The sequence below is a fragment of the Janthinobacterium sp. LS2A genome (genome assembly GCF_036543145.1).
GTDB lineage: Bacteria > Pseudomonadota > Gammaproteobacteria > Burkholderiales > Burkholderiaceae_D > Janthinobacterium > Janthinobacterium aestuarii.
The window spans coordinates 962,882-984,698 of the sequence record NZ_JAZHPB010000001.1; the positions used below are offsets into that span (position 1 = coordinate 962,882).

16 protein-coding genes are annotated in these 21,817 nt (G+C 67.4%); 14 read left to right on the top strand and 2 right to left on the bottom strand.

Translation table 11 applies throughout. The annotated features are described in order from the left end of the window. Together V3C40_RS04480 and V3C40_RS04485 are read left to right on the top strand one after the other, a co-directional pair. Positions 1-2,472, top strand: coding sequence for a hypothetical protein (locus V3C40_RS04480; RefSeq protein WP_331776662.1), 2,472 nt, complete (start codon positions 1-3; stop codon positions 2,470-2,472). Next, positions 2,469-3,245 (top strand): S1 family peptidase, encoded by a 777-nt coding sequence (locus tag V3C40_RS04485; RefSeq protein WP_034748378.1) that lies wholly within the window; start codon positions 2,469-2,471, stop codon positions 3,243-3,245. The genes V3C40_RS04480 and V3C40_RS04485 overlap by 4 nt, the downstream gene beginning before the upstream one ends. Before the next feature lie 4 nt (positions 3,246-3,249). On the opposite strand, the gene V3C40_RS04490 is transcribed toward V3C40_RS04485, so the two are convergent. Next, entirely contained in the window at positions 3,250-3,996 is a 747-nt protein-coding gene (locus V3C40_RS04490; protein WP_070301749.1) for an N-acyl amino acid synthase FeeM domain-containing protein, read from the bottom strand. 200 nt (positions 3,997-4,196) lie between these two features. Then, positions 4,197-4,820, bottom strand: a complete 624-nt coding sequence (locus V3C40_RS04495; RefSeq protein WP_034748384.1) for an XrtA/PEP-CTERM system exopolysaccharide export protein — start codon at positions 4,818-4,820, stop codon at positions 4,197-4,199. 254 nt (positions 4,821-5,074) lie between these two features. Here V3C40_RS04495 and V3C40_RS04500 point away from each other — a divergent pair, with 254 nt between their 5' ends. The 12 genes from V3C40_RS04500 to V3C40_RS04555 are packed head-to-tail and all read left to right on the top strand — an operon-like array spanning position 5,075 to position 21,781. Further along, positions 5,075-6,604: an XrtA system polysaccharide chain length determinant gene (locus V3C40_RS04500; RefSeq protein ID WP_034748388.1), complete on the top strand. Its 1,530-nt coding sequence runs from the start codon at positions 5,075-5,077 to the stop codon at positions 6,602-6,604. Positions 6,605-6,620: 16 nt separating this feature from the next. Continuing rightward, positions 6,621-7,454 carry an XrtA-associated tyrosine autokinase gene (locus tag V3C40_RS04505; protein ID WP_331776663.1) on the top strand — a complete coding sequence of 278 codons (834 nt, stop codon included), beginning with the start codon at positions 6,621-6,623 and terminating at the stop codon, positions 7,452-7,454. Then, on the top strand, positions 7,438-8,967 hold the full coding sequence (locus V3C40_RS04510; RefSeq protein ID WP_331776664.1) for a TIGR03016 family PEP-CTERM system-associated outer membrane protein: 1,530 nt from the start codon (positions 7,438-7,440) through the stop codon (positions 8,965-8,967). The genes V3C40_RS04505 and V3C40_RS04510 overlap by 17 nt, the downstream gene beginning before the upstream one ends. A gap of 9 nt (positions 8,968-8,976) precedes the next feature. After that, positions 8,977-10,137, top strand: a complete 1,161-nt coding sequence (wecB, locus tag V3C40_RS04515; RefSeq protein ID WP_331776665.1) for a non-hydrolyzing UDP-N-acetylglucosamine 2-epimerase — start codon at positions 8,977-8,979, stop codon at positions 10,135-10,137. Next, positions 10,134-10,985: an XrtA system polysaccharide deacetylase gene (locus V3C40_RS04520; protein ID WP_331776666.1), complete on the top strand. Its 852-nt coding sequence runs from the start codon at positions 10,134-10,136 to the stop codon at positions 10,983-10,985. Before wecB ends, V3C40_RS04520 begins: the two co-directional genes overlap by 4 nt. Further along, positions 10,985-12,067 (top strand): FemAB family XrtA/PEP-CTERM system-associated protein, encoded by a 1,083-nt coding sequence (locus tag V3C40_RS04525; RefSeq protein ID WP_331776853.1) that lies wholly within the window; start codon positions 10,985-10,987, stop codon positions 12,065-12,067. Before V3C40_RS04520 ends, V3C40_RS04525 begins: the two co-directional genes overlap by 1 nt. Positions 12,068-12,082: 15 nt before the next feature. Continuing rightward, on the top strand, positions 12,083-13,378 hold the full coding sequence (locus tag V3C40_RS04530; protein ID WP_331776667.1) for a TIGR03087 family PEP-CTERM/XrtA system glycosyltransferase: 1,296 nt from the start codon (positions 12,083-12,085) through the stop codon (positions 13,376-13,378). Then, complete coding sequence (gene xrtA / locus V3C40_RS04535; RefSeq protein WP_331776668.1) at positions 13,375-14,955, top strand: exosortase A; 1,581 nt, start codon at positions 13,375-13,377, stop codon at positions 14,953-14,955. The genes V3C40_RS04530 and xrtA overlap by 4 nt, the downstream gene beginning before the upstream one ends. After that, complete coding sequence (locus V3C40_RS04540) at positions 14,945-16,147, top strand: TIGR03088 family PEP-CTERM/XrtA system glycosyltransferase (protein ID WP_331776669.1); 1,203 nt, start codon at positions 14,945-14,947, stop codon at positions 16,145-16,147. The genes xrtA and V3C40_RS04540 overlap by 11 nt, the downstream gene beginning before the upstream one ends. Positions 16,148-16,157: 10 nt before the next feature. Beyond that, complete coding sequence (locus V3C40_RS04545) at positions 16,158-18,119, top strand: XrtA/PEP-CTERM system amidotransferase (RefSeq protein ID WP_331776670.1); 1,962 nt, start codon at positions 16,158-16,160, stop codon at positions 18,117-18,119. A 3-nt stretch (positions 18,120-18,122) separates the two neighbouring features. Continuing rightward, positions 18,123-19,349, top strand: a complete 1,227-nt coding sequence (locus V3C40_RS04550; RefSeq protein ID WP_331776671.1) for a TIGR04063 family PEP-CTERM/XrtA system glycosyltransferase — start codon at positions 18,123-18,125, stop codon at positions 19,347-19,349. Further along, complete coding sequence (locus V3C40_RS04555) at positions 19,346-21,781, top strand: glycosyltransferase (RefSeq protein ID WP_331776672.1); 2,436 nt, start codon at positions 19,346-19,348, stop codon at positions 21,779-21,781. The genes V3C40_RS04550 and V3C40_RS04555 overlap by 4 nt, the downstream gene beginning before the upstream one ends. Positions 21,782-21,817: the final 36 nt, after the last annotated feature.

Below are 21,817 nucleotides of genomic sequence, written 5' to 3' on the forward strand. Positions count from 1 at the left end.
ATGGCTGTGCACGCTGCCATGCCCGGCCTGGCAGCGCGGCCGCTGGCCCTGCTGGCGGGCGCGGCCTGCATGCTGGCCTTGCGCCACTATCCGCTGGGGCACGGCTGGCCCGGCCTGTTGTTTGCCGCCCTGCTGCCCGCATATTTCCTGCTGCTGTGCTGGCGTCCCGCCTGCTGGCTGTTCTGCGTGCCCGCCCTGCTGCCCGTGCTGGACCTGGCGCCGTGGACGGGCTGGTTCTTCCTCGAAGAAATCGACGTGCTGCTGTTGCTGACCGTGGCCTGCGGTTATTGGCGCCTGGGCGGACCGGCCCACCCGGCAGCGGCGCGGCTCTCGCCCGCCGCCCGCGCCTGTTTGCTGCTGTGCAGCCTGGCCTGGCTGGCGGCGCTGCTGCGCGGCGTCCTGCCGCTGGCGCCACTCGACCTGAATGCCTGGGATAACTACCTGAGCCCCTACAACAGTTTGCGGCTGGGCAAGGCCTGGGCCTGGAGCATGCTGCTGTTGCCGCTGCTGCTGCGCGACGCGTCTGCGTCCGCCTTGCGCCGCTACGCGCTGCCGGGCATGCTGGCCGGGCTGGCCATGGTGTCGCTGTTCGCGCTATGGGAACGGACCGTGTTTCCCGGCCTGTCGAACCTGTCCAGCGACTACCGCATCACGGCGCCGTTTTCCGCCATGCACACGGGTGGCGCCGCGCTGGACGGCTACCTGGCCCTGAGCCTGCCGTTTGCCGCGCTGTGGCTGGCGCGCGCCAGCAGCCGCTGGCAGGCGGTGCTGGCCATGCTGCTGCTGGCCCTGGCCCTGCACGCGGCGTTCACGACTTTTTCACGGGGCTTGTACGCGGCCCTGGCCGCGGCCATGCTGCTGGGATTCTGGCAAACCCTGCGGACGGCGCCCGGCGCGGCGCGGCGCGCCTCTTCCCTGTTGCCCACGCGCGGAGTGTTGCTGAGGCTGCTGCTGGCCGGCCTGGGCACCGTCCTGCTCGTGTACATGTTCAGCCTGGCCGGCTACCGGGGCTTGCTGGCCGCCGTCGTCCTGCTCGCGGCCAGCTTCGTGCTGGCGGCGCGGCCCTTGCCGTGGAGCCTGGCGCCTGCCAGCGTGCTGTGCGCGCTGTGCCTGCAAGGCTTGCTGGCCGCCTGGTGGCCGGAACCGTCCGGCCAGCAAACGGCCGGCTGGCTGAAAGGCCCGTATTTCCTGTTCCTGCTGGCCGCCGTGCTGCTGGTGGGCACGCTGTGGCCCGGTAGCGCCGGCGGCAAGGCTGGCAAAGGGCTGGACAGGCTGGGGCTGGCGATGATGGCGTGGACCATGCTGGCATGCAATCTCGCCTGGATAGGCTGGCACTGGGCGGGACCGCCGGCCCTGCTGCCGGCCAGCCTGGTCGTGCTGCTGGCCATGCTGATGCTGTGCAATGGACGCCTGCGCCCGCCGCTGTGGCGGCTGGACCGCGCCAGCATCAGCATCGCGGGTGCGGCCGGCATCCTGCTGCTGCTGGCCATACCCGTGTCGGCCAGCTATTACGCCACAGAACGTTTCGCCACCACGGCCTTCGACATGCAAGGCCGCTTGCGCCATTGGCGGCAGGCGCTGGCCATGCAGTCGTCCGACTGGGGCGACCGCCTGTTCGGCATGGGTAGCGGCAGCTTTCCCGCCACGTATTACTGGCACAATCCCCAGCGCGAGGTGCCGGCCAGCATCGCGTATGCGGACGAAGGGGGAAACCGCTATGTGCGCCTGACCAGTCCCGGCTACAGCGCCGGCTATGGCGAATTGCTGCGGCTGCTGCAACGCCTGCCCGTGCAGCCCGCGACGCGCTACACTTTGGCGCTCGACGTGCGGCGCACGGGACCCATGCCCGTGCTGCTGGTGCGCCTGTGCCAGCGGCAATTGCTGTACGCACAGGGCTGCGTGAACGTTCCGCTGCGCCTGCGCCCGCCGCCGCCTGGCAACCCGCCGGAGGGATGGCAGCACTATGAAGTGCCGTTCGACAGCGCCTGGCTGGGCGCGGGCGCCTGGCTGCTGCGTCCGCCCGTGCAGCTGGAACTGGCGGCCAGCGGCACGGCCACCTCATCCGTGCTCGAAGTCGACAATCTGAGCTTGCGCGCGCCGGGCGGCGAGGAACTGATCGCCAACGGGAGCTTCACGCAAGCCAATAATTACTGGTTTTTCAGCAGCGACCACCACCACTTGCCGTGGCATATCAAGAGCATGGCACTGCATTTGCTGATAGAAACGGGCTGGTGCGGCGCCCTGTCCTTGCTGGCCCTGCTGGTTCTGGCCGGCCACCGCCTGCTGCGCCAGACCGCGCGCGGCGATGCAGGCGCGCTGGCCTGCGCCGCCGCCGTGCTGGGTTTTCTCGTCGTCGGCCTGTTCGACAGTCTGCTCGACGTGCCGCGCATCGCCCTGCTCTGCTATCTGATGCTGCTGTGCGCGCTGCTGCAGCCCGTGCCACCTCCTCACGTTGAAAGTGCGCCGCCATGAAAGCCCTGCCGTTTACATGCTTGTCCGCCCTCGTGTTTTGCCTGGTCTTGGCCAGCGTGCCGTGCCGCGCCGATGCGCCGCTGGCGCAAACCATCGCGCGCATCAAACCATCGATCGTCGGCGTGGGCAGCCTGCAAAAGACGCGCACGCCGCCGATGAATTTCATCGGCACGGGTTTCGTGACGGGCGACGGCTTGAGCGTGCTCACTTGCGCCCATGTGATCCAGAAACTGCTCGACGCCAATCCGAACGAAGTCATCGGCATACTCACGGGCCAGGGTGACGTAACGCAATTTCGCCCCGCCAAGGTCCAGGCGCTGGACACGGAACACGACCTGGCATTGCTGCGCCTGGCGGGCGCGCCCCTGCCCGCCCTGGCGCTGGGCGACGCGGCCACGGTGCGCGAAGGCCAGGCCATGGCGTTTACGGGATTTCCGCTGGGCACCTTGCTCGGACTGCGCCACGTGACGCACCGCGCCACCGTGTCATCGCTGACACCGGTGGTCATGCCCAGCGAAAACGCCCAGCGCCTCGACGTGCGGCGCCTGGCGCAGCTACAAAAGGCGCCGTACACCGTGTTCCAGCTGGACGCGACGGCGTATCCGGGCAGCAGCGGCAGCCCCTTGTTCGATCCCGAGACCGGTCTCGTCTACGGCATCGTCAACATGGTGTACGTCAAGGGCCTCAAAGAGGCCGCCATCAGCGCGCCCAGCGGCATCACGTACGCGATTCCAGGCAGCCACATGCAGGCGATCTTGCTGAAGAATAAATAAATCGTCAGTTGCGCCCCTGCCTCAACCGGTCAGTAATACCGGGCTCATCCCATGTCGGAAAAAAAAAGGGGTAAAACGACCGTTCACCCCCATGCTGTTCCATCAGGCCACCGAATTTACGGATCTGGGCCCCCATGTAATCGAGGTCCAGCCGTAGCAGCACGGCCGGCGCCCCCACGCGCGTACACTCGCGCTCGCCGCCGAAGTCCTGGAAACCCAGCATGCGCTTGTAAAACACCACATGGCGCGGGTTGACTTCAATCACGTAATCCGTAAAGCCGTGAATATTGTGAGCATAGATATAAGAAATATGAATCAGCGCCGCAAACACGCGCTTGCTCACGCCCTTGTCGATGGCCAGGCGCGACGGTTCGCACAGGCGCCGGCCTTGCTCGCGCAGGACGTCGAGCTTGTCGCGGAAGTTTTCATCGGCGGGCAAGCCCGTCTCGTCGTTATCGAGGCACAAGGTCATGGTGCCGACGGTGGTGCCGGCCGTTTCCGCAAACAGCGTGATTTTATTCAGCGCATGGGCCGTGCAAGGATCGACGGCATAGCCGCGCCAGCCGTACATCTTGCGGATCAGCAAACTGGCCGCTTCGCGCCGGCCACGCGAATTGGCCATGCGGATATGAAAGCGCTGCAGGTCGAGCTCATGCTCCATGGCCGGGTCGATCTGCCCCTCGCCCACCACCAGATCACTGAAGTTGCCTGGCGTGTCGAAGGAAATTATGGGTTCATCTTCAAAGCTCATCTTGTCCTCACGTTCATCGGCAGCCGTCGAGACGGACTGAAGCCAATGCCTTGTGACAAGAGAAAAACTGGAGAAGTTCCCAGCAATAGCTAAAAAAACAGAAGAAATTTGCCTTGGGATAGCAAAATAACACGATGAAATTTGTCTATAAGTACAAAATGGCAAATATAATTGCTGTTTTGATATTGACGAGCCTGCTGTTAAAAAAAGCTTTCCGGTATCAATAACACGTCGCCCGGCCGCATCATGACGTTGGCGGAAATATCGCCTTCCTTCAGCAAATCGTCGAGCCGCACCCGCAGCTGCTGCTGGTTGCCTTCGCGTACCCGGATGATGCTGGCCTTGTTGCCGGCCGCGAAGTCGGTGATGCCGCCGACGGCGATGAGCACGTCCATCAGCGACATGCCCAGCCGGTACGGCAGCGCCTGCGGCTTGGCCGCCTCGCCGATGACGCGGATCTGCTCGCCATATGGCCCCGAGAAGTTCGTGACGATGACCGTCACCACGGGCTGCTGGATGAACTTGCTCAAGGCTTGCTCGATATCGCGCGCCAGCTGGGTCGATGTCTTGCCGCTGGCGGGCAAATCCTCGACCAGCGGCGTGGTGATCTTGCCGTCCGGCCGCACGGCCACCGTCAGCGACACTTCCGGATTGCGCCAGACGATGATGTTGACGGAGTCGCCCGGACCGATCAGGTAATCGTGCATGGGGGCGCTGTCGTCGGAAGGCGCCAGCGGATGGCGCGTGCGGCAGGCGCCCAGCAGGCTGGCGGCGCCCGCCAGGACCAGCGTGTTGCAGACAAATGCACGGCGAAATGGATTCATGCGGAGCCTCTTCGAGTCGATGCGCGTCCATGGCCGGCCCCGCAGAACCAGCCTGGGCCGCGAACTTCCTATGATTATTAAAACCCGGCAAGTGAACCTTGAGGCGTATCAAGAAGCAATCATCTTGGGAAATCTTGCTCCACAGCCGCCCTATACTTTGCTTACTCAACAAGCAAGTATTTCTTGCAAGACGCCGTCGTTGTCCGCGCCGCCAACCCATCTACCGGGCAGCACCGTTACCTGAAGGAAGCGACATGGAAGAATTGATACAGCAACTGCTTTCCGGCTTGAAAGGCATCTGGAAGTACCGCTGGCATGCGGTGCTGGTGGCGTGGCTGGTGGCCATCGGCGGCTTCATCAAGGTGATCACCCTGCCCGACGATTACCAGACGTCGGCGCGCGTGTTTGTCGATACGCAAACCATCCTCAAGCCGTTGATGGCCGGCATGACCAGCGTGCCGAACACGGAACAGCAGGTGGCCATCATGAGCCGTACCCTGCTCAGCCGCCCGAATGTGGAGCGCGTCATGCGCATGGTCGACCTCGACCTGGACTCGAAGACCGTGCGCGAGCACGAAGCCCAGCTGGACAACTTGATGAGCCGCATCAAGATCACTGGCACCAACGCGTATGACATCTACACCATCAGCTACAGCGGACGCGACCCCAAGCTCGTGCGCGACGTCGTGCAAAGCCTGCTGACCATCTTTGTCGAAGGCAGCTTCCAGGGAAAGAAAGGCGATTCGCAAAAGGCGGTGCAGTTCATCGACGAGCAGATCAAGAATTACGAGGACAAGCTGAGCGCGGCGGAAAACCTGGTGAAGGAATTCAAGATCCGCAACAACCTGCTGCTGCCGCGCCAGGGCATCGACTATGGCAGCCAGCTGCTGATGTCGTCCGATAGCCTGAACAATGCCAAACTGGAACTGGTCGAGGCGGAACAGGCACGCAAGGCCATCCAGAGCCAGATCGAGGGCGACGAGCCCGTGCTCGACCTGGAGCCCAGCGCGTCGGCCATCACGAATCCCGAGCTCGACGAGCGCATCGCCTCGATCAACAAGAACCTCGACAGCCTGCGCATGCAATTTACCGAACTGCATCCCGACATCATCGCCTCGAAGCGCCTGGTGGCCCAGCTGGAAGAACGCAAGATCGAGGAAAACAAGCTGAAAGCGGCGTCCGGCGACCCGGGCAAGAACTACAGCCCCATGCTGCAGCAGCTGAAGGTGGCGCTGACGGATGCGGATGCCAAGGTGGCCGCCATCCGCGCCCGCGTGCAGGAATACAGCGCGCGCAACGAGCGCCTGCTGGCGCAAAGCAATGCCGTGCCCGAGGTGGAATCGCAGCTGGCGCAGCTCAACCGCGACTACATCATCAACAAGGAAAACTATGAAAAGCTGATCGGCCGGCGCGAAGCGGCCAAGCTGTCGGGCGAACTCAGTTCCACCACCGACATGATGGCCTTCAAGATCATCGACCCGCCCACGGTGCAATATGCGCCCGTCGGCCCGAACCGCCCGCTGCTGTTCAGCGCGGCGCTGGGCGCGGCCCTGGTGGCCGGCGTCGCCACGGCCTTGCTCATCAGCCAGGTGCGCCCCACCTTCCTCAGCCCCTCCGAACTGCGCGATGCCACAGGCTTGAACGTGCTGGGCACGGTATCGATGAACTGGACGCCGCTGCAGCAGGTACGCCGCCGCCGCGCCCGCTATGGCTTTGGCGCCTGCCTGGGCAGCCTGTTCGTCCTGTACGGCGGGGTCATGACGGCCGCGCTGCTGAAATTCTAGATCCAAGGGAGCGACGATGAGCAGCAAGGACAGCGGCAAGCACGAACCCACGATCCTCGGCGTGGCCGAGGCCAGCGTGCCTTATACAGTGAACGGTACGGATGGCGCGGATGCAAGCCGGTCGCCCCGCTACCGCGCCCTGAACCTGGCCCGGCTGGCCGAGCAAGGCATGCTCACGCACGATGGCGGGCGCAGCGCCGTGGCCGAGGATTTCCGCATCATCAAGCGCCCGCTGCTGCGTCAGGCGCGCGCCAGCGGCAGCGACGCCATCCGCCACGGCAACCTGATCGTCGTCACCAGCGCCATGCCGGGCGAAGGCAAGACCTACTGCGCCGTCAACCTGGCCATGAGCATCGCCATGGAACTCGATATCACCGTACTGCTGGTCGATGCCGACGTGGCGCGCCCGTCCGTGCTGAAGGTGCTGGGCCTGCCGCCGGAGCCGGGGCTGATGGACGTGCTGTTGGACCCGCAACTGGCCATGGCCGACGTGATCCTGAAAACCAACGTGGCCAATCTGAGCATCCTTCCCGCCGGGCGCAGCAACAAGCACGCGACGGAATTGCTGGCCAGCCGCGCCATGAGCCGCTTGCTGGCAGAAATCGCCAGCCGCTATGGCGACCGCATCGTCGTCTTCGATTCGCCGCCCCTGCTGATCACCAGCGAAGCGCACGCGCTGGTGGGTCAGATGGGGCAAGTGGTGATGGTGGTCGAGGCGGAAACGACGACCCAGCACGCCGTCAAGGAAGCGCTGCGGCAGATCGAGTCGTGCGAACACATTCATTTGATCTATAATAAGACCAAATCGTTCCCCGGCAACGACTACTACGGCTATGGCCATTACGACTAGCCGCCGGGGCTCGCTACCGCTGCTGCCCTTGCTGTCGCTGCTGCTGCCCGTGCCGGCCAGTGCCATCGACTGGCTGGCAAAACCGTCGCTGCGCCTGCGCGAAAGCTATACGGACAATGCCTTGCGCGCGCCGCCCGGCAAGGCGCAATCGGACTTCATCACGGAAATCGCGCCCGCCATCGCCCTCATCGGCACGGGCCCCCGCCTGCGCGTGCACCTCGATTACAGCTGGCACAAATACCTGTCCGGACAACGGGCCGATACCGATAACCACGAACTGCAGGCCTCGGCCGACGCCGAGCTGGTCAAGGACTGGTTCTTCATCGATGCCAACGCCAGCGTGAGCCGGCGCAACATCTCGCCGTTCGGCCCCCAATTGATCGACGACCTGCCCGACACGGACAATGCCAGCACCGTGCGCACCACGGGCATCAGCCCGTATCTGCGCCACCGTTTCCGCAGCCTGGCCACGGCCGAGCTGCGCTATACGCGCAACACGGTCGACAGCGGCGGCGACTTGCTGTCCGTACACAGCGATGAAATGGAATTGCTGCTCAGCGGCGAGCCGCGCGGCAACGGCTGGACGTGGAACGCCAGCCACGACGTGCGCCGCACGCAGGACAGCAAGCTGGCGCCCGTGCGCATGCAGCGCAGCAGCGTGGGCCTGCGCTATCCATTCAGCAGCAAATGGTCGGCCACGGCCAGCGGCGGCATGGAAAAGGAAGGTTATATCTCGGCCAGCGGCAAGGCGCCCGAGGGCCGCTTCTGGTCGCTGGGTGGCGTGTGGACACCGTCGCCGCGCACCAGCGTCGCCTTCAGCACGGGCAAGCGCTTCTTTGGCACCACCTACAGCCTGGACGCCACGTTCCTGCAGCGCCATACCAACTGGCAACTGAACTACAGCGAAAACATCACCACCATGCCGACGCAGTTTTCGCGCCTGGGCAACCGCGACGCGGGCCAGTTGCTCGATCAATTGTGGCGCGGCATCTTTCCCAATGCGCGCGACCGGCGCCTGCGCATTGATGCCTTCCTGCGCTACGCCAACAGCCTGGGGCCGGAACGGGGCGCCATCAATTACTTCAGCCACCGCTATTTCCTGCAAAAGCAGCTGAAGCTGACGATGGCGCGCGCCACGGCGAAAAGCACGACGATCGCCGGCATCACGGCCGTCGACCGCACGGCGCAAACGGCCAGCGGCATCGACAGCGGCTTGCTGCCCGGCGTGGAATTCGGCAGCGAAGACCGCACGCGCCAGATCGGCGGCAATGTGGGCTGGAGCTGGCAAGCCAGTTCGCGCACCAGCGTGAATGTCAATGCCGGCTACGCCAGCGTGCGCTCGCTGAGCGTACCCCGGCGCGACAACAACATCACCTTGACGGCCGGCTACACGCGCATCCTGCAGCCGAACATGACGGCCAGCATCGACGTGCGGCACACGCGGCACGCCAGCAACCGCGGCGGCGACTACCGCGAAAACGGCGTCAGCGCCACGCTCACCATGCAATTCTAAGGAGCCCGCATGTCCGACCCCTCTCTTGCGTCCGCCGCGCCGGCGCACCTGCTGTGCGTGGTGGCCGCGCGCCCCAACCTGATGAAGATGGCGCCCATCCTGGCCGCCCTGGCCCGCCAGGCGCCCGCCGTGCGCGTCACCTTGCTGCATACGGGCCAGCATTACGACACGGCCATGAATGGCCAGCTGTTTGCGGACCTGGATCTGCGCCCGCCCGACATCTGCCTCGACGTGGGCTCGGGCAACCACGCCCAGCAGACGGCCGAGATCATGCGCCGCTTCGACGCCGTGCTCGATGCGCACCCGCCGCTGGCGCCCGATGGCGTGCTGGTGGTGGGCGACGTCAATTCCACCTTGGCTTGCGCGCTGGTGGCGGCCAAGCGCGGCATGCCCGTGATCCATGTCGAGGCGGGATTGCGCAGCGGCGACCGGCGCATGCCCGAGGAAATCAACCGCGTGCTGACGGACCAGTTATCCAGCCTGCTGCTGACCAGCGAGGAAGGCGCGCGCGCCAACCTGCTGCGCGAAGGCATCGCCCCCGAACGCATCCATTTCACGGGCAACGTCATGATCGACAGCCTGCGGCGGCAACTGCCGCGCGCCGTACCGCCGGCCGCCACCCTGCGCGCCCACGGCCACGCCTGCCCGCCCGCGTATGGCCTGTTGACCCTGCACCGGCCATCGAACGTGGATGCGCCGGTGCAACTGGAAGCGCTGCTGCGGGCGCTGGGGCAATTGTCGCAGCAACTGCCGCTGCTGTTTCCCATCCACCCGCGCACCCTGGCCGGCTTGCGCCTGGCGGGCCTGGAGCCGCTGCTGGCGCGCCATGCCATCGTCCGCCTGCCGCCGCTGGGCTATTTGGAAATGCTGGGCCTGATGCAGGACGCGCGCCTGGTGCTGACGGATTCGGGCGGCGTGCAGGAAGAAAGCACGGCCCTGGGCGTGCCCTGTCTGACCCTGCGCGACAATACGGAGCGGCCCGTCACCGTGAGCGATGGCACGAATACCCTGGCCGGCACGGACCCGGCCGCCATCCTGGCGCTGGCGCGGGGCATCCTGGACACGGGCGGCAAGCAGGGCCGCATTCCGCCATTGTGGGATGGCCATGCGGCCACGCGCATCGCCGCCGTCATCGCACCCTGGCTGGCGGCGCGCCGGGGCACGCCGTGACGCCGCCGCTGATTTTGCGCAACGCGCTGACCATCGACGTGGAAGATTACTTTCAGGTGTCCGCCTTCGCGCCGCACATCGCGCGCGCCGACTGGCCCCGCCTGGAATGCCGGGTCGAGGCGAATATCGAGCGCATCCTGATGCTGCTCGACAGCCGGCGCATCCACGCCACCTTCTTTACCCTGGGCTGGATCGCCGAGCGCTATCCGGCCATGCTGCGCCGCGTGGCAGAGGCCGGGCACGAAGTGGCCAGCCACGGCTATGCGCACCTGCGCGCCAGCGACCAATCGGCCGCGCAATTCGCCGACGACGTGCGCCGCAGCAAGACCATCCTCGAGCAATTGACGGGGCTGGCCGTGCGCGGCTACCGGGCGCCCAGCTTTTCCATCGGCGCGGCCAATCTGTGGGCTTTCGACGTGCTGCAGGAAGCGGGCTACCGCTACAGTTCCAGCATCTATCCGATCCGCCACGACCACTACGGCATGCCCGATGCTCCCCGCTTCGCCTGGCGGCCACGGGGTCCACACGGCGTGCTGGAATTGCCCGTCAGCACCGTGCGCCTGCGCGGGCGCAACTGGCCGGCCGGCGGTGGAGGCTATTTCAGATTGATGCCGTATGCACTGTCGCGCTGGCTTTTGCGACGCATCAATTCGCGCGACGGGCAAGCTGGCATATTCTATTTTCATCCCTGGGAACTCGATCCCGGCCAGCCGCGTCCGCCGGGCCTCAGCGCCAGGACGCGTTTTCGCCACTACCTGAACCTGGGGCGCATGGAAGCACGGCTGGGGCGTTTGACGGGCGACTTCGCCTGGGACCGCATGGACCGTATTTTTCTGGAAAGTACATGATGCACGAGGCCAGCCTTGCTCCCGACCCGGCACCATCGAGCGCCGCCATCGCCGTGCGGTCCCTGCAGGGGCACGAGCATGCGCGCTGGGACGCCTTTGTCGCCACGTGCCCGGAAGCGACCTTCTTTCACCGGGCCGGCTGGCAAACCATCATGGAGCAAGGTTTCAAACACGACAGCCATTTCCTGTACGCGGAACAGGATGGGCGCATCGCCGGCGTGCTGCCGCTGGCCCACCTGCGCAGCCGTTTGTTCGGCTCCGCCCTCGTGTCGCTGCCCTTTTGCGTGTATGGCGGCGTCGCCAGCGGCAGTTCTTCCGTGCGCCAGGCGCTCGACAGCGCCGCGCTGGCACTGGCCCGGCGTCTCGGCGTGGGGCACCTGGAATACCGCTGGCGCGAAGTGCCGGAGGAAACCTTGGACGCCTCCTGGCTGCAGAAACCCCTGTACGCGACCTTCCGCCGCCCCTTGCTCCCCGACGCCGAACAGAATCTGCTGGCGATTCCCCGCAAGCAGCGCGCCGTCGTGCGCAAGGCCATGGCGGCCGGCCTGCACAGCGCGATCGACTATGACATCAGCCGTTTCTACCCGATCTATGCGGCCAGCGTGCACCGGCTGGGCACGCCCGTCTTCGCGCGCCGCCATTTTGCCCTGCTGCGCACGGTGTTCGGTGACGCCTGCGACATCCTCACCGTCTACCACGGCCAGCAGGCGCAAGCGAGCGTGCTGCTGTTCTATTTCCGCGATGAAGTGCTGCCGTATTACGGCGGCGGCAGCGTGCTGGCGCGCAGCACAGGCGCCAACGATTTCATGTACTGGGAAGCGATGCGCCGCGCCTGCGCACGCGGCTACCGCCTGTTCGATTTCGGCCGCAGCAAGCTGGGGACCGGGGCATACGACTTCAAGAAGAACTGGGGCTTTGCGCCGCAGCCGCTGCCGTATGCCTACAAGCTCGTGCGCGGCAAGGCCTTGCCGGATGTCAATCCTCTGAATCCGAAATACGCGCTGTTCATCCGCGCCTGGCGCCGCCTGCCGCTGCCGCTGGCCAACCTGCTGGGGCCGCACATCGTGCGGCAACTGGGCTAAGCAAGGGGACCCACCATGCGCGAACTGCTCTTCCTCGCCCACCGCCTGCCGTATCCGCCCAACAAGGGCGACAAGATACGCTCGTGGCACATGCTGCAATATCTGAGCCGGCATTTCCGCGTGCACCTGGGCTGCTTCATCGACGATGACGACGACTGGCAACACACGAAAACCGTGGCCGCCCTGTGCGCCAGCACGCGCTTCATCGACTTGCGGCGCGGCCCGGCCCGCTGGCGCGCCATGCAGGCGCTGCTGTCGCGCCAGGCCATGAGCGTGCAGTACTACCGCGATGCGCGCCTGCTGCAATGGGTCGACGGCTTGGTGTCCGGCGGCAAGGTGCGCCACGCGCTGGCCTTTTCCGGGCCCATGGCGCAATACATCGACGGCAGCGCGAGCCGGCATCTGCACCGCGTGATCGATTTCGTCGACGTCGATTCCGACAAATGGCGCCAGTACGGCGACAGCAAGCCCTGGCCCATGTCGCAGCTGTACCGGCGCGAAGCGCAGCTGCTGCTGCAGTACGAGCGCCATATCGCCCAGCAGTTCACGGCCGCCAGCTTCGTCTCGCCGGCCGAAGCGGCCCTGTTCCGCCAGTGCGCACCGATGGCGCGGCGCAAGACGGGCTACTTCAACAACGGCGTCGACACGGCGTATTTCACGCCCATGCCGGCCCAGCCTGGCGTGTATCCGGCGGGCGTGCAGGCGCTGGTGTTTACGGGAGCCATGGATTACTGGCCGAACGTCGACGCCGTGCAATGGTTCGTGCGCCACGTCTGGCCCGCCCTGCGGCGCCAGTTTCCCCAGCTGCAGTTCTATATCGTCGGCAGCGCACCCGTGCCCGCCGTCACGGCGCTGGCGCGGGTGGCCGGCGTGGTGGTGACGGGCAAGGTGCCCGATATCCGGCCCTACCTGGCCGGCGCGGCGCTGGCCGTGGCGCCCCTGCGCATCGCCCGCGGCGTGCAAAACAAGGTGCTCGAAGCGATGGCGATGGGCAAAATCGTGCTGGCCACGCCGCAGGCGCTCGAAGGCATCGCCGCGCAGCCGGGCCTGGAACTGCTGCTGGCGCGCGACGACGCCGAATTCATCCACCATGCGGCGCGCGTGCTGCGCAATGCGCAAAGTGGCGCGGCCGAAGGGAGCGGCGCGGCCATCGGCGCGGCGGCGCGCCAGCTGGTCTTGCAGGACTACGACTGGGAGCGCAATCTGCGCGGCCTTGGCGCCATGCTGGGCCTGCCAGCCGAGGCCAATTCCGAGGCTGCCTCCAGCGGCGCCGCCTCGCCTTTGCAGCCCGTGCGGGAGCCATCCACATGAGCTTGCAGCTCGACCAGCTGGCCCGCTTGCCGGATGCGGCCGTCCTGCCGCACGGTCATCCGCGGCGCCAGGCCGCGCTGGCGGCGCTGCTGCTGTCGCTGGCCGCCGTCGTGCTGCTGTACCACGCCACTTTCTGGTCGATGGTGGAACTGTGGGCCCGCTCGCAAACGTTCGCGCACGGTTTCCTGATCGTGCCCATCAGTTGCTGGCTGGCCTGGCGCCAGCGCGCCCGCCTGGCCGCGCTGGCGCCCCGGCCGTCGCGCCAGGGCTTGCTGCTGCTGGGCGTGCTGGGCCTGACATGGCTGCTGGCCGACGCCGCCAACGTGCCCGTGGTGGAACAATATGCGGCCACGGCCATGCTGCCCGCCTGCGTGCTGGCCATCCTCGGCTGGCCGGCCGTGCGCCTGCTGGCCTTTCCGCTGGCGTATCTGTTCCTCGCCGTACCGTTTGGCGAAGTCTTCATCGAGCCCCTGATCGACTTCACGGCCGCTTTCACGGTGACCGCGCTGCAATGGTCGGGGGTGCCTGTGTTTCGCGATGGCAGCAATTTTTCTCTGCCCACCGGCAACTGGTCGGTGGTGGAAGCGTGCAGCGGCTTGCGCTATCTGATCGCCGCGCTGGCCCTGGGCGCCCTGTTCGCCCATGTGAATTGCCACAGCACGCGGCGGCGCGTGGCCGTCATGGCCGCCGCCCTGCTGGTTCCCATCCTCGCCAACGGCGTGCGCGCCTACCTGATCGTGATGCTGGGCCACCTGAGCGACATGCGCCTGGCCGTGGGTGTCGACCACCTGATCTATGGCTGGCTGTTCTTCGGCCTGGTGGCGCTGCTGCTGTTCTGGCTGGCCGCGCGCTGGCGCGAATTGCCGCCGCCACGCGCCGTGCCGTCAGCCCTGCCCGTGCGCCTGAGCGCCGGCGCGGCCAGCCCGCGCGCCGCCGTGCGCGCCGGCGTGGCCTGCCTGCTGCTGGCGGCCGTGTGGCCGGCACTGGCGCTGGCCAGCCAGCGCGATGATGGCGCCACGCTGCCTGCCATGGTGCTGGCCTTGCCCGATCCGCCCGCCTGGCGGCGCCTGCACGACGCGGTACCCGACTGGCAAGCGCCGTATGCGGGCACGCCGGCGCGGTTTACCGCCACCTATGCGCGCCAGGACGGCGACGATGCGCCCGTGGGGCTGCAACTGCACTGGTATGCACGCCAGGCGCGCGATGCCGAACTGCTGACGCACCAGGCCTTGCCGTACGGCGCCCGCTGGATGCCGCTGGCACAGCGCGTGCGGCACGTCAACCTGGTCAACGGCAAGCTGGCCGTGCGCGAAAGCGTGCTGGCGTACGGCGGCGAACGCCTGCTCGTGTGGCGCGTCTATCGCCAGGGAGGCATCGTCACGGCCAGGCCCGTGCTGGTGAAACTGCTGCTGGCGCAAGCCAAGCTGCTGGGCAGGCGCCAGGATGGCGCCGACATCATCGTCTTTGCCGCCTACGACGAGCTGGCGCCGCCGCCGCGCGCGCGCCTGCAAGCGTTCCTGCAGGCGGCGCTGCCCGTCATCGAACAACGCTTGCAGGAGCTGCCGCATGGCCCTTGACTTCGACACCGGCGACACGGAAGCGGCCAGCGCCGCCCCCCTGATCGTGCACGTGATCCACCAGCTCGACGTGGGCGGGCTGGAAAACGGCCTCGTCAACCTGATCAACCATTTGCCGCCGGAACGCTACCGGCACGCCATCGTCTGCATGAAGAACGCCACCGCGTTTCGCCTGCGCCTGACCACGCCCGGTGTCGATGTGATCAGCCTGGACAAGCGCGAAGGCAAGGACTGGCGCCACTACCTGCACCTGTACCGCGTGCTGAAACAGCTGCGGCCGGCAGTGGTGCACACGCGTAACCTGGGCTGTCTCGAGGCGCAGCTGCTGGCCTGCCTGGCCGGCGTGCGCCTGCGCGTGCATGGCGAACACGGGCGCGACATGAGCGACTTGCACGGCACCCGCCGCAAATACCGGCTGCTGCGCAAATTGATGCTGCCGCTGGTGCAGCACTTCATTGCCGTCAGCGCCGACCTGGGCCACTGGCTGGTGGACGCCATCGGCGCGGCGCCCGCGCAGGTGTCGCACATCGGCAACGGCGTCGACAGCGTGCAATTCCACCCGCGCCTGGGGCCGCCGGCTGCCGTGGGGCCGCCCGGCTTCCTGTGCAACGGCGCCTTCGTCATCGGCAGCGTGGGCCGCATGGCGGCCGTCAAGGACCATGCCTCGCTGGTGCGCGCGTTCTTGCTGTTGCTGGCGCAGCCGGGCGCCCGCGCGCGCCTGCGCCTGATCATCGTCGGCGACGGTCCGTGCCGCCAGGCTTGCCTGGAGCTGCTGCAGCAGGCCGGCGTGGCGCACCTTGCCTGGCTGCCCGGCGCGCGCGACGACGTGGCGCAACTGCTGCGCACGATGGACCTGTTCGTGCTGCCCTCGCTGGCCGAAGGCAGCTCGAACACCATCCTCGAAGCGATGGCGACGGGGCTGCCCATCGTCGCCACGCAGGTGGGCGGCAACGCGGAACTGGTGCAGTCGGGCTGGAGCGGCACGCTGGTGCCGCCCGGTTCGCCCGAGATGCTGGCCGACGCCATGCTCGACTACTACAGCATGCCCGAACTGGGTCCGCGCCACGGCGCGCGCGGGCGGCGCCAGGTGCTGGCCGAGCACAGCCTGCCCGCCATGGCCGGCGCCTACCTTGCCGTGTACGACCGCCTGACGGGCGCGCGCCAGCCATCTCCCCTGTCCACCATTCCCTGAAAGGCCTTCCATGTGCGGCATCAGCGGCATCTTTGATTTGCAGGGCCAGCGCGACATCGACGTGCTGCTGCTGGCGCGCATGAACCATAGCCTGCGCCACCGGGGGCCGGACGAAGGCGGCTTGCACCGCGAACCGGGCCTGGGCCTGGCGCACCGGCGCCTGTCCGTGATCGACCTGGCCAGCGGCCAGCAGCCGCTGTTCAACGCCGACCGCAGCATCGCCATCGTTTTCAATGGCGAAATCTACAACTACCGCAACCTGATGGCGGAACTGCGCCAGTTCGGCCATCAGTTCCGCACCAGCAGCGACACGGAAGTCATCGTCCACGCTTGGGAACAATGGGGCGAACAATGCGTGCAGCGCCTGCGCGGCATGTTCGCCTTCGCCCTGTGGGATCGCCGCCGCCACCTGCTGTTCCTCGCGCGCGACCGCCTCGGTGTCAAACCGCTGTACTACGGCGAGGCGCAGGACGGCACCGTGCTGTTCGGCTCCGAACTCAAAGCCCTGCTCGCGCATCCGGCCATGCCGCGCGCGCTCGACCCGCTGGCAGTGGAAGAGTATTTCGCCTACGGCTACGTGCCCGAGCCGCGCAGCATCTTCCAGCACGCGCGCAAGCTGCCGCCCGGGCATACCCTGTCCATCCGCGCGGGCCAGCCGCTGCCCGCGCCGCAATCGTACTGGGACATTCCCTTCGCGCCGAACCCGCCCGCCAGCGAGGCGCAGGCGGCCGACGAACTGCTGGCGCGCCTGCGCGAAGCCGTGCGCATCCGCATGGTGGCCGAAGTGCCGCTGGGGGCATTCCTGTCCGGCGGCGTCGATTCGAGCGCCGTCGTGGCGCTGATGGCCGGCGTCAGCAGCACGCCCGTCAACACCTGTTCCATCTCGTTCGGCGACCCGGCATACAACGAGGCGCACTACGCCGACCTGGTGGCGCGCCGCTATGGCACGGCGCACCACGCGCGCCAGGTCGAGCAGGACGACTTCGAACTGATCGACTTGCTGGCCAACCTGTACGACGAACCGTTCGCCGACAGTTCCGCCATGCCCACCTACCGCGTCTGCCAGCTGGCGCGCCAGCGGGTCACGGTGGCCCTGTCGGGCGACGGCGGCGATGAAAGCCTGGCCGGCTACCGGCGCTACCGCCTGCACACGCGCGAGGAAAAAGTGCGCAAGGCGATGGACCCGCTGCTGCCGGCCGGCTTGCGCCAGTCGCTGTTCGGCACACTGGGGCGGCTGTATCCGAAGGCCGACTGGGCGCCCCGCTTCCTGCGCGCCAAGACCACGTTCGAGGGCCTGGCGCGCGACACGACGGACGCGTATTTTCACGGCGTCAGCCTGCTGGGCGACGCCATGCGCGCGCGCCTGTTCAGCCCAGAGCTGCGGCGCAGCCTGCACGGTTACCGCGCCGTCGAGGTGCTGCGCCGCCACGCGCTGGCCAGCCCCGCGCAAGACCCGCTGTCGCAGGTGCAGTACCTGGACCTGAAAACCTATCTGCCCGGCGACATCCTCACGAAAGTCGACCGGGCCAGCATGGCGCATGCGCTGGAAGTGCGCTCGCCCCTGCTCGACCATGAACTGGTGGCGTGGATGTCGGGCTTGCCGCCGCAGTTCAAGCTGCGGCGCGGCGAAGGCAAATACCTGCTGAAAAAAGCCCTGCGCCCGCTGCTGCCCGATACCCTGCTGTACCGCCAGAAGATGGGCTTTTCCGTGCCGCTGGCCGACTGGCTGCGCGGTCCGCTGCGCCAGCGCCTGCAACAACGGCTGCTGGGTCCCACCCTGGCGCAGTGCGGCCTGTTCGACATGGATTACGTGCGCCTGCTACTCGATCAGCATGCGAGCGGGCGGCGCGACTACAGCGCGCCCTTATGGTCGCTGCTGATGTTCGAAGCGTTTTTGCGCCAGGTTGCAAAGGGGTCAGACCCGGCGGGTCTGACCCCAGCCGTCCCGGTAGCAGCCACCGTCCCAGGCTAAGCCATGCGCATCCTGCACATCCTCGACCACTCGCTGCCCCTGCACAGCGGCTATACCTTCCGCACCCTGGCCATCCTGCGGCAGCAGCGCGCAATGGGCTGGCACACGACGCAGCTCACCAGTGCCAAGCAGGGGCCGTCCGATGGCGCGCAGCAGCTGGTCGACGGCTGGCATTTCTACCGCACGGCGCCCGATGCCCGCTGGTGGGCGCGCCTGCCCGTGCTGCGGCAAGTGGCCGTCATCATCGGCCTGGCCATGCGCCTGCGCCGGCTGGCGCAACGCCTCAAACCGGACATCCTGCACGCCCATTCGCCCGCGCTGAACGCCATCGCCGCCCTCAACGCGGGGCGCGCGCTGGGCATCCCCGTCGTGTATGAAGTGCGCGCCTTCTGGGAAGACGCGGCCGCCGACCATGGCAGCAGCCGGCCCGGCGGCCTGCGCTACCGGCTCACGCGCGCGCTGGAAACCTATGCGCTGCGCCGCGCCGACGCCGTCACCACCATCTGCGACGGCTTGCGGCGCGAGCTGTGCGCGCGCGGCGTGCCTGCGCATAAAATCACCGTGATTCCGAATGCCGTCGATGCGGGCGATTTCAATGTCTCTGATAATCCAGCACTGGCCCACACGCTGGGTTTGGATGGTCATCCTGTCATCGGCTTCATCGGCTCGTTCTATGCCTACGAGGGACTGGCCCTGCTGCTGCGCGCCATGCCGCGCCTGCTGGCGGCGCAGCCGGCATTGCGGCTGCTGCTGGCCGGCGGCGGTCCGCAGGATGCCCAGCTGCGGGCGCTGGCGGAGCAGCTGGGCATAGCCGACGCCGTGGTGTTCGCGGGCAGAGTGCCGCACGCGCAGGTGGCCGCCTATTATCAGCTGGTCGACATCTGCGTGTATCCGCGCCTGCCGATGCGCCTGACGGAATTGGTGACGCCCTTGAAACCGTTAGAGGCGATGGCGCAGGGCCGTCTTGTTGTGGCGTCCGACGTGGGCGGCCACCGCGAACTGGTCGACCATGGCAAGACAGGCATGCTGTTTCGCGCCGGCGACACCGAGGCGCTGGCGCAAGCCATACTGGCCCTGCTGCAGGCGCCCGCCAGCTGGCCGGCACTGCGGCGCCAGGCGCGCGCGTTTGTCGAGACGGAGCGCAGCTGGGGCGCCAGCGTGGGCCGCTATGCGCCCGTGTATGCGCGCGTGTCGGCGGAAGCGGCGGAAGCGGCGGGAGCAGTGCCATGATCTTCACGGGCCTGCGCATCGCGCTGGTCGGCCCGCTGCCGCCGCCGGCCGGCGGCATGGCGAATCAAACGGCGCAACTGGCGCACAAGCTGCGTGAGGACGGCGCACAAGTGCAGCTGCTGGCCGTCAACGGTCCGCATCTGCCGCCGTGGCTGGCGCGCATCCGCTACCTGCGCGCCGCGCTGCGCCTGCCCCTGCTGCTGTGGCGCTTGTGGCGCACGGCCAATACGGTCGACCTGTTCCACATCATGGCCAATTCCGGCTGGTCCTGGCATCTGCAGGCCGCGCCCGCGCTGTGGATCGCCAGCCTGAAAGGCAAGCCTGCCTTGCTCAATTACCGGGGCGGCGAAGCGGCCGTTTTTTTCGCCCGCTCGCCGCGTCTGGTGGCGTTCAGCCTGCGCCGCGCCAGTGCCATCGTCGTGCCGTCGGCCTATCTGGCCGGCGTCTTCGAACAATACGGCCATACGGCCCACATCGTGCCGAACATGGTGGACTTGCAGCGATTCAGGCCAGCCACGCCACGCACAGCAGCCGCAGATGGCCCGTGCATCCTCGTGGCGCGGCACCTGGAAAGCCTGTACGACAACGCCAGCGCCGTGCGCGCCTTCGCCATCGTGCGCGAGGCGTTTCCCGCGGCGCGCCTGGTGCTGGCCGGCGGCGGGCCCGAGCGCGCGGCGCTGGCGCGCCTGGCAAGGTCGCTCGGCGTGACCGACGCCGTGCGCTTCACCGGCCCCGTCGACAACGCCGCCATGCCGGCCCTGTACCAGGCCAGCGACATCGTCCTCAATCCCAGCCTGGCCGACAACATGCCCAATTCCGTGCTCGAAGCGCTGGCCTGCGGTGTGCCGGTCGTCAGTACCAACGTGGGCGGCATCCCCGCCCTGCTGCAGGACCGCGTGACGGCGCTGCTCGTGCCGCCCGGCGACCCTGCCGCCATGGCGCACGCCATCCTGGCGCTGCTGCGCGACCCGGCGCGCACGCGGCAGCAAGTGCAGGCCGGCCTGGGGCACGCCGCCACCTTCGGCTGGCCCGACATCGCGCCCGGGCTGGCCGCGCATTACCGCCGCATCCGCGCCGCGCCGCGCCCCGGCGCCTATACGCGCCTCGTCGCCCGCTGGCTGTTTCCCCTGCATGAATGGCTCAAGGGCCACCACAGCGCGCGCCTGCTGCGCCGGATGGAACGCTCGCAATGGTGGAGCACAGAGCAGCTGCAAGAGTGGCAGCTGGCGCGCCTGCGCGTGCTGCTGCGCCATGCGGCCGATCACGTGCCCTACTACCGCGCCCTGTTCGCCCGCAGCGGTTTCGACCCCGAGCAAGTCAGGCAACTGGCCGATCTGTCGCGCCTGCCGCTGCTGAGGAAGCGCGACATCGCCGCCGCGCGCGACAGCTTCAAGTCCACCCGCGCCGTGGGTTTGCGCCCGTTCGCCACGGGCGGCTCCAGCGGCGAGCCGCTGCAGTTTTTCCTCGGCCGGCGCAGGATCAGCCACGACATCGCCGCCAAGTGGCGCGCCACGCGCTGGTGGGGCGTCGACATCGGCGACCGCGAAGCCGTGCTGTGGGGTTCGCCCATCGAACTGCACGCGCAAGACCGCGTGCGCCGCCTGCGCGATGCGCTGCTGCGCACCACCCTGCTGCCCGCGTTTGCCATGTCGCCCGCGCGCCTGGACGGCTATGTGCAGCAATTGCGCCGCTGGCGCCCGCGCATGCTGTTCGGCTACCCGTCGGCCCTGTGCCGCATCGCCAGCCATGCTGCAGCACGCGACGTGCCGCTCGACGGCCTGGGCGTGAAAGTGGCGTTCGTCACTGCCGAACGCCTGTACGACGAACAACGCGCGCAGATCGCGGCCGCCTTCGCCTGTCCCGTGGCCAACGGCTACGGCGGGCGCGACGCGGGCTTCATCGCCCACGAATGCCCGGACGGCGGCATGCACATCACGGCCGAAGACGTCATCGTGGAAATCGTCGATGGCCAGGGCCGGCCGCTGCCCGCAGGCGCCACAGGCGAGATCGTCGTCACCCATCTGGCCACGCAGGACTACCCGTTCATCCGCTACGCCACGGGCGACGTGGGCGCGCTGGGCACGCAGCCGTGCACCTGCGGCCGCGGCCTGCCCCTGCTGCAGAAAATCGAAGGGCGCAGCACGGATTTCCTCACGGCAGTAGATGGCACCGTCATGCACGGCCTGGCCCTCGTCTACATCGTGCGCGAACTGCCGCAAGTGCGCAGTTTTAAAATCATCCAGGAGAGCCTGCTGCGCACGCGCGTGCTGCTGGTCTGCCTGCCGCGCCTCGACGACACCACGCGCGCCACCATCGTGGCCGGTTTCCAGGCCAGGCTGGGCACGCAGGTCGACATCGCCGTCGAGGAAGTCGACGAGATCGCGGCGGAGGCGTCGGGGAAGTACCGGTATGTGGTGAGCAAGGTGGCTTGACGCCGATACGTTACGACAAAAAGTTGTTTTGGTTGT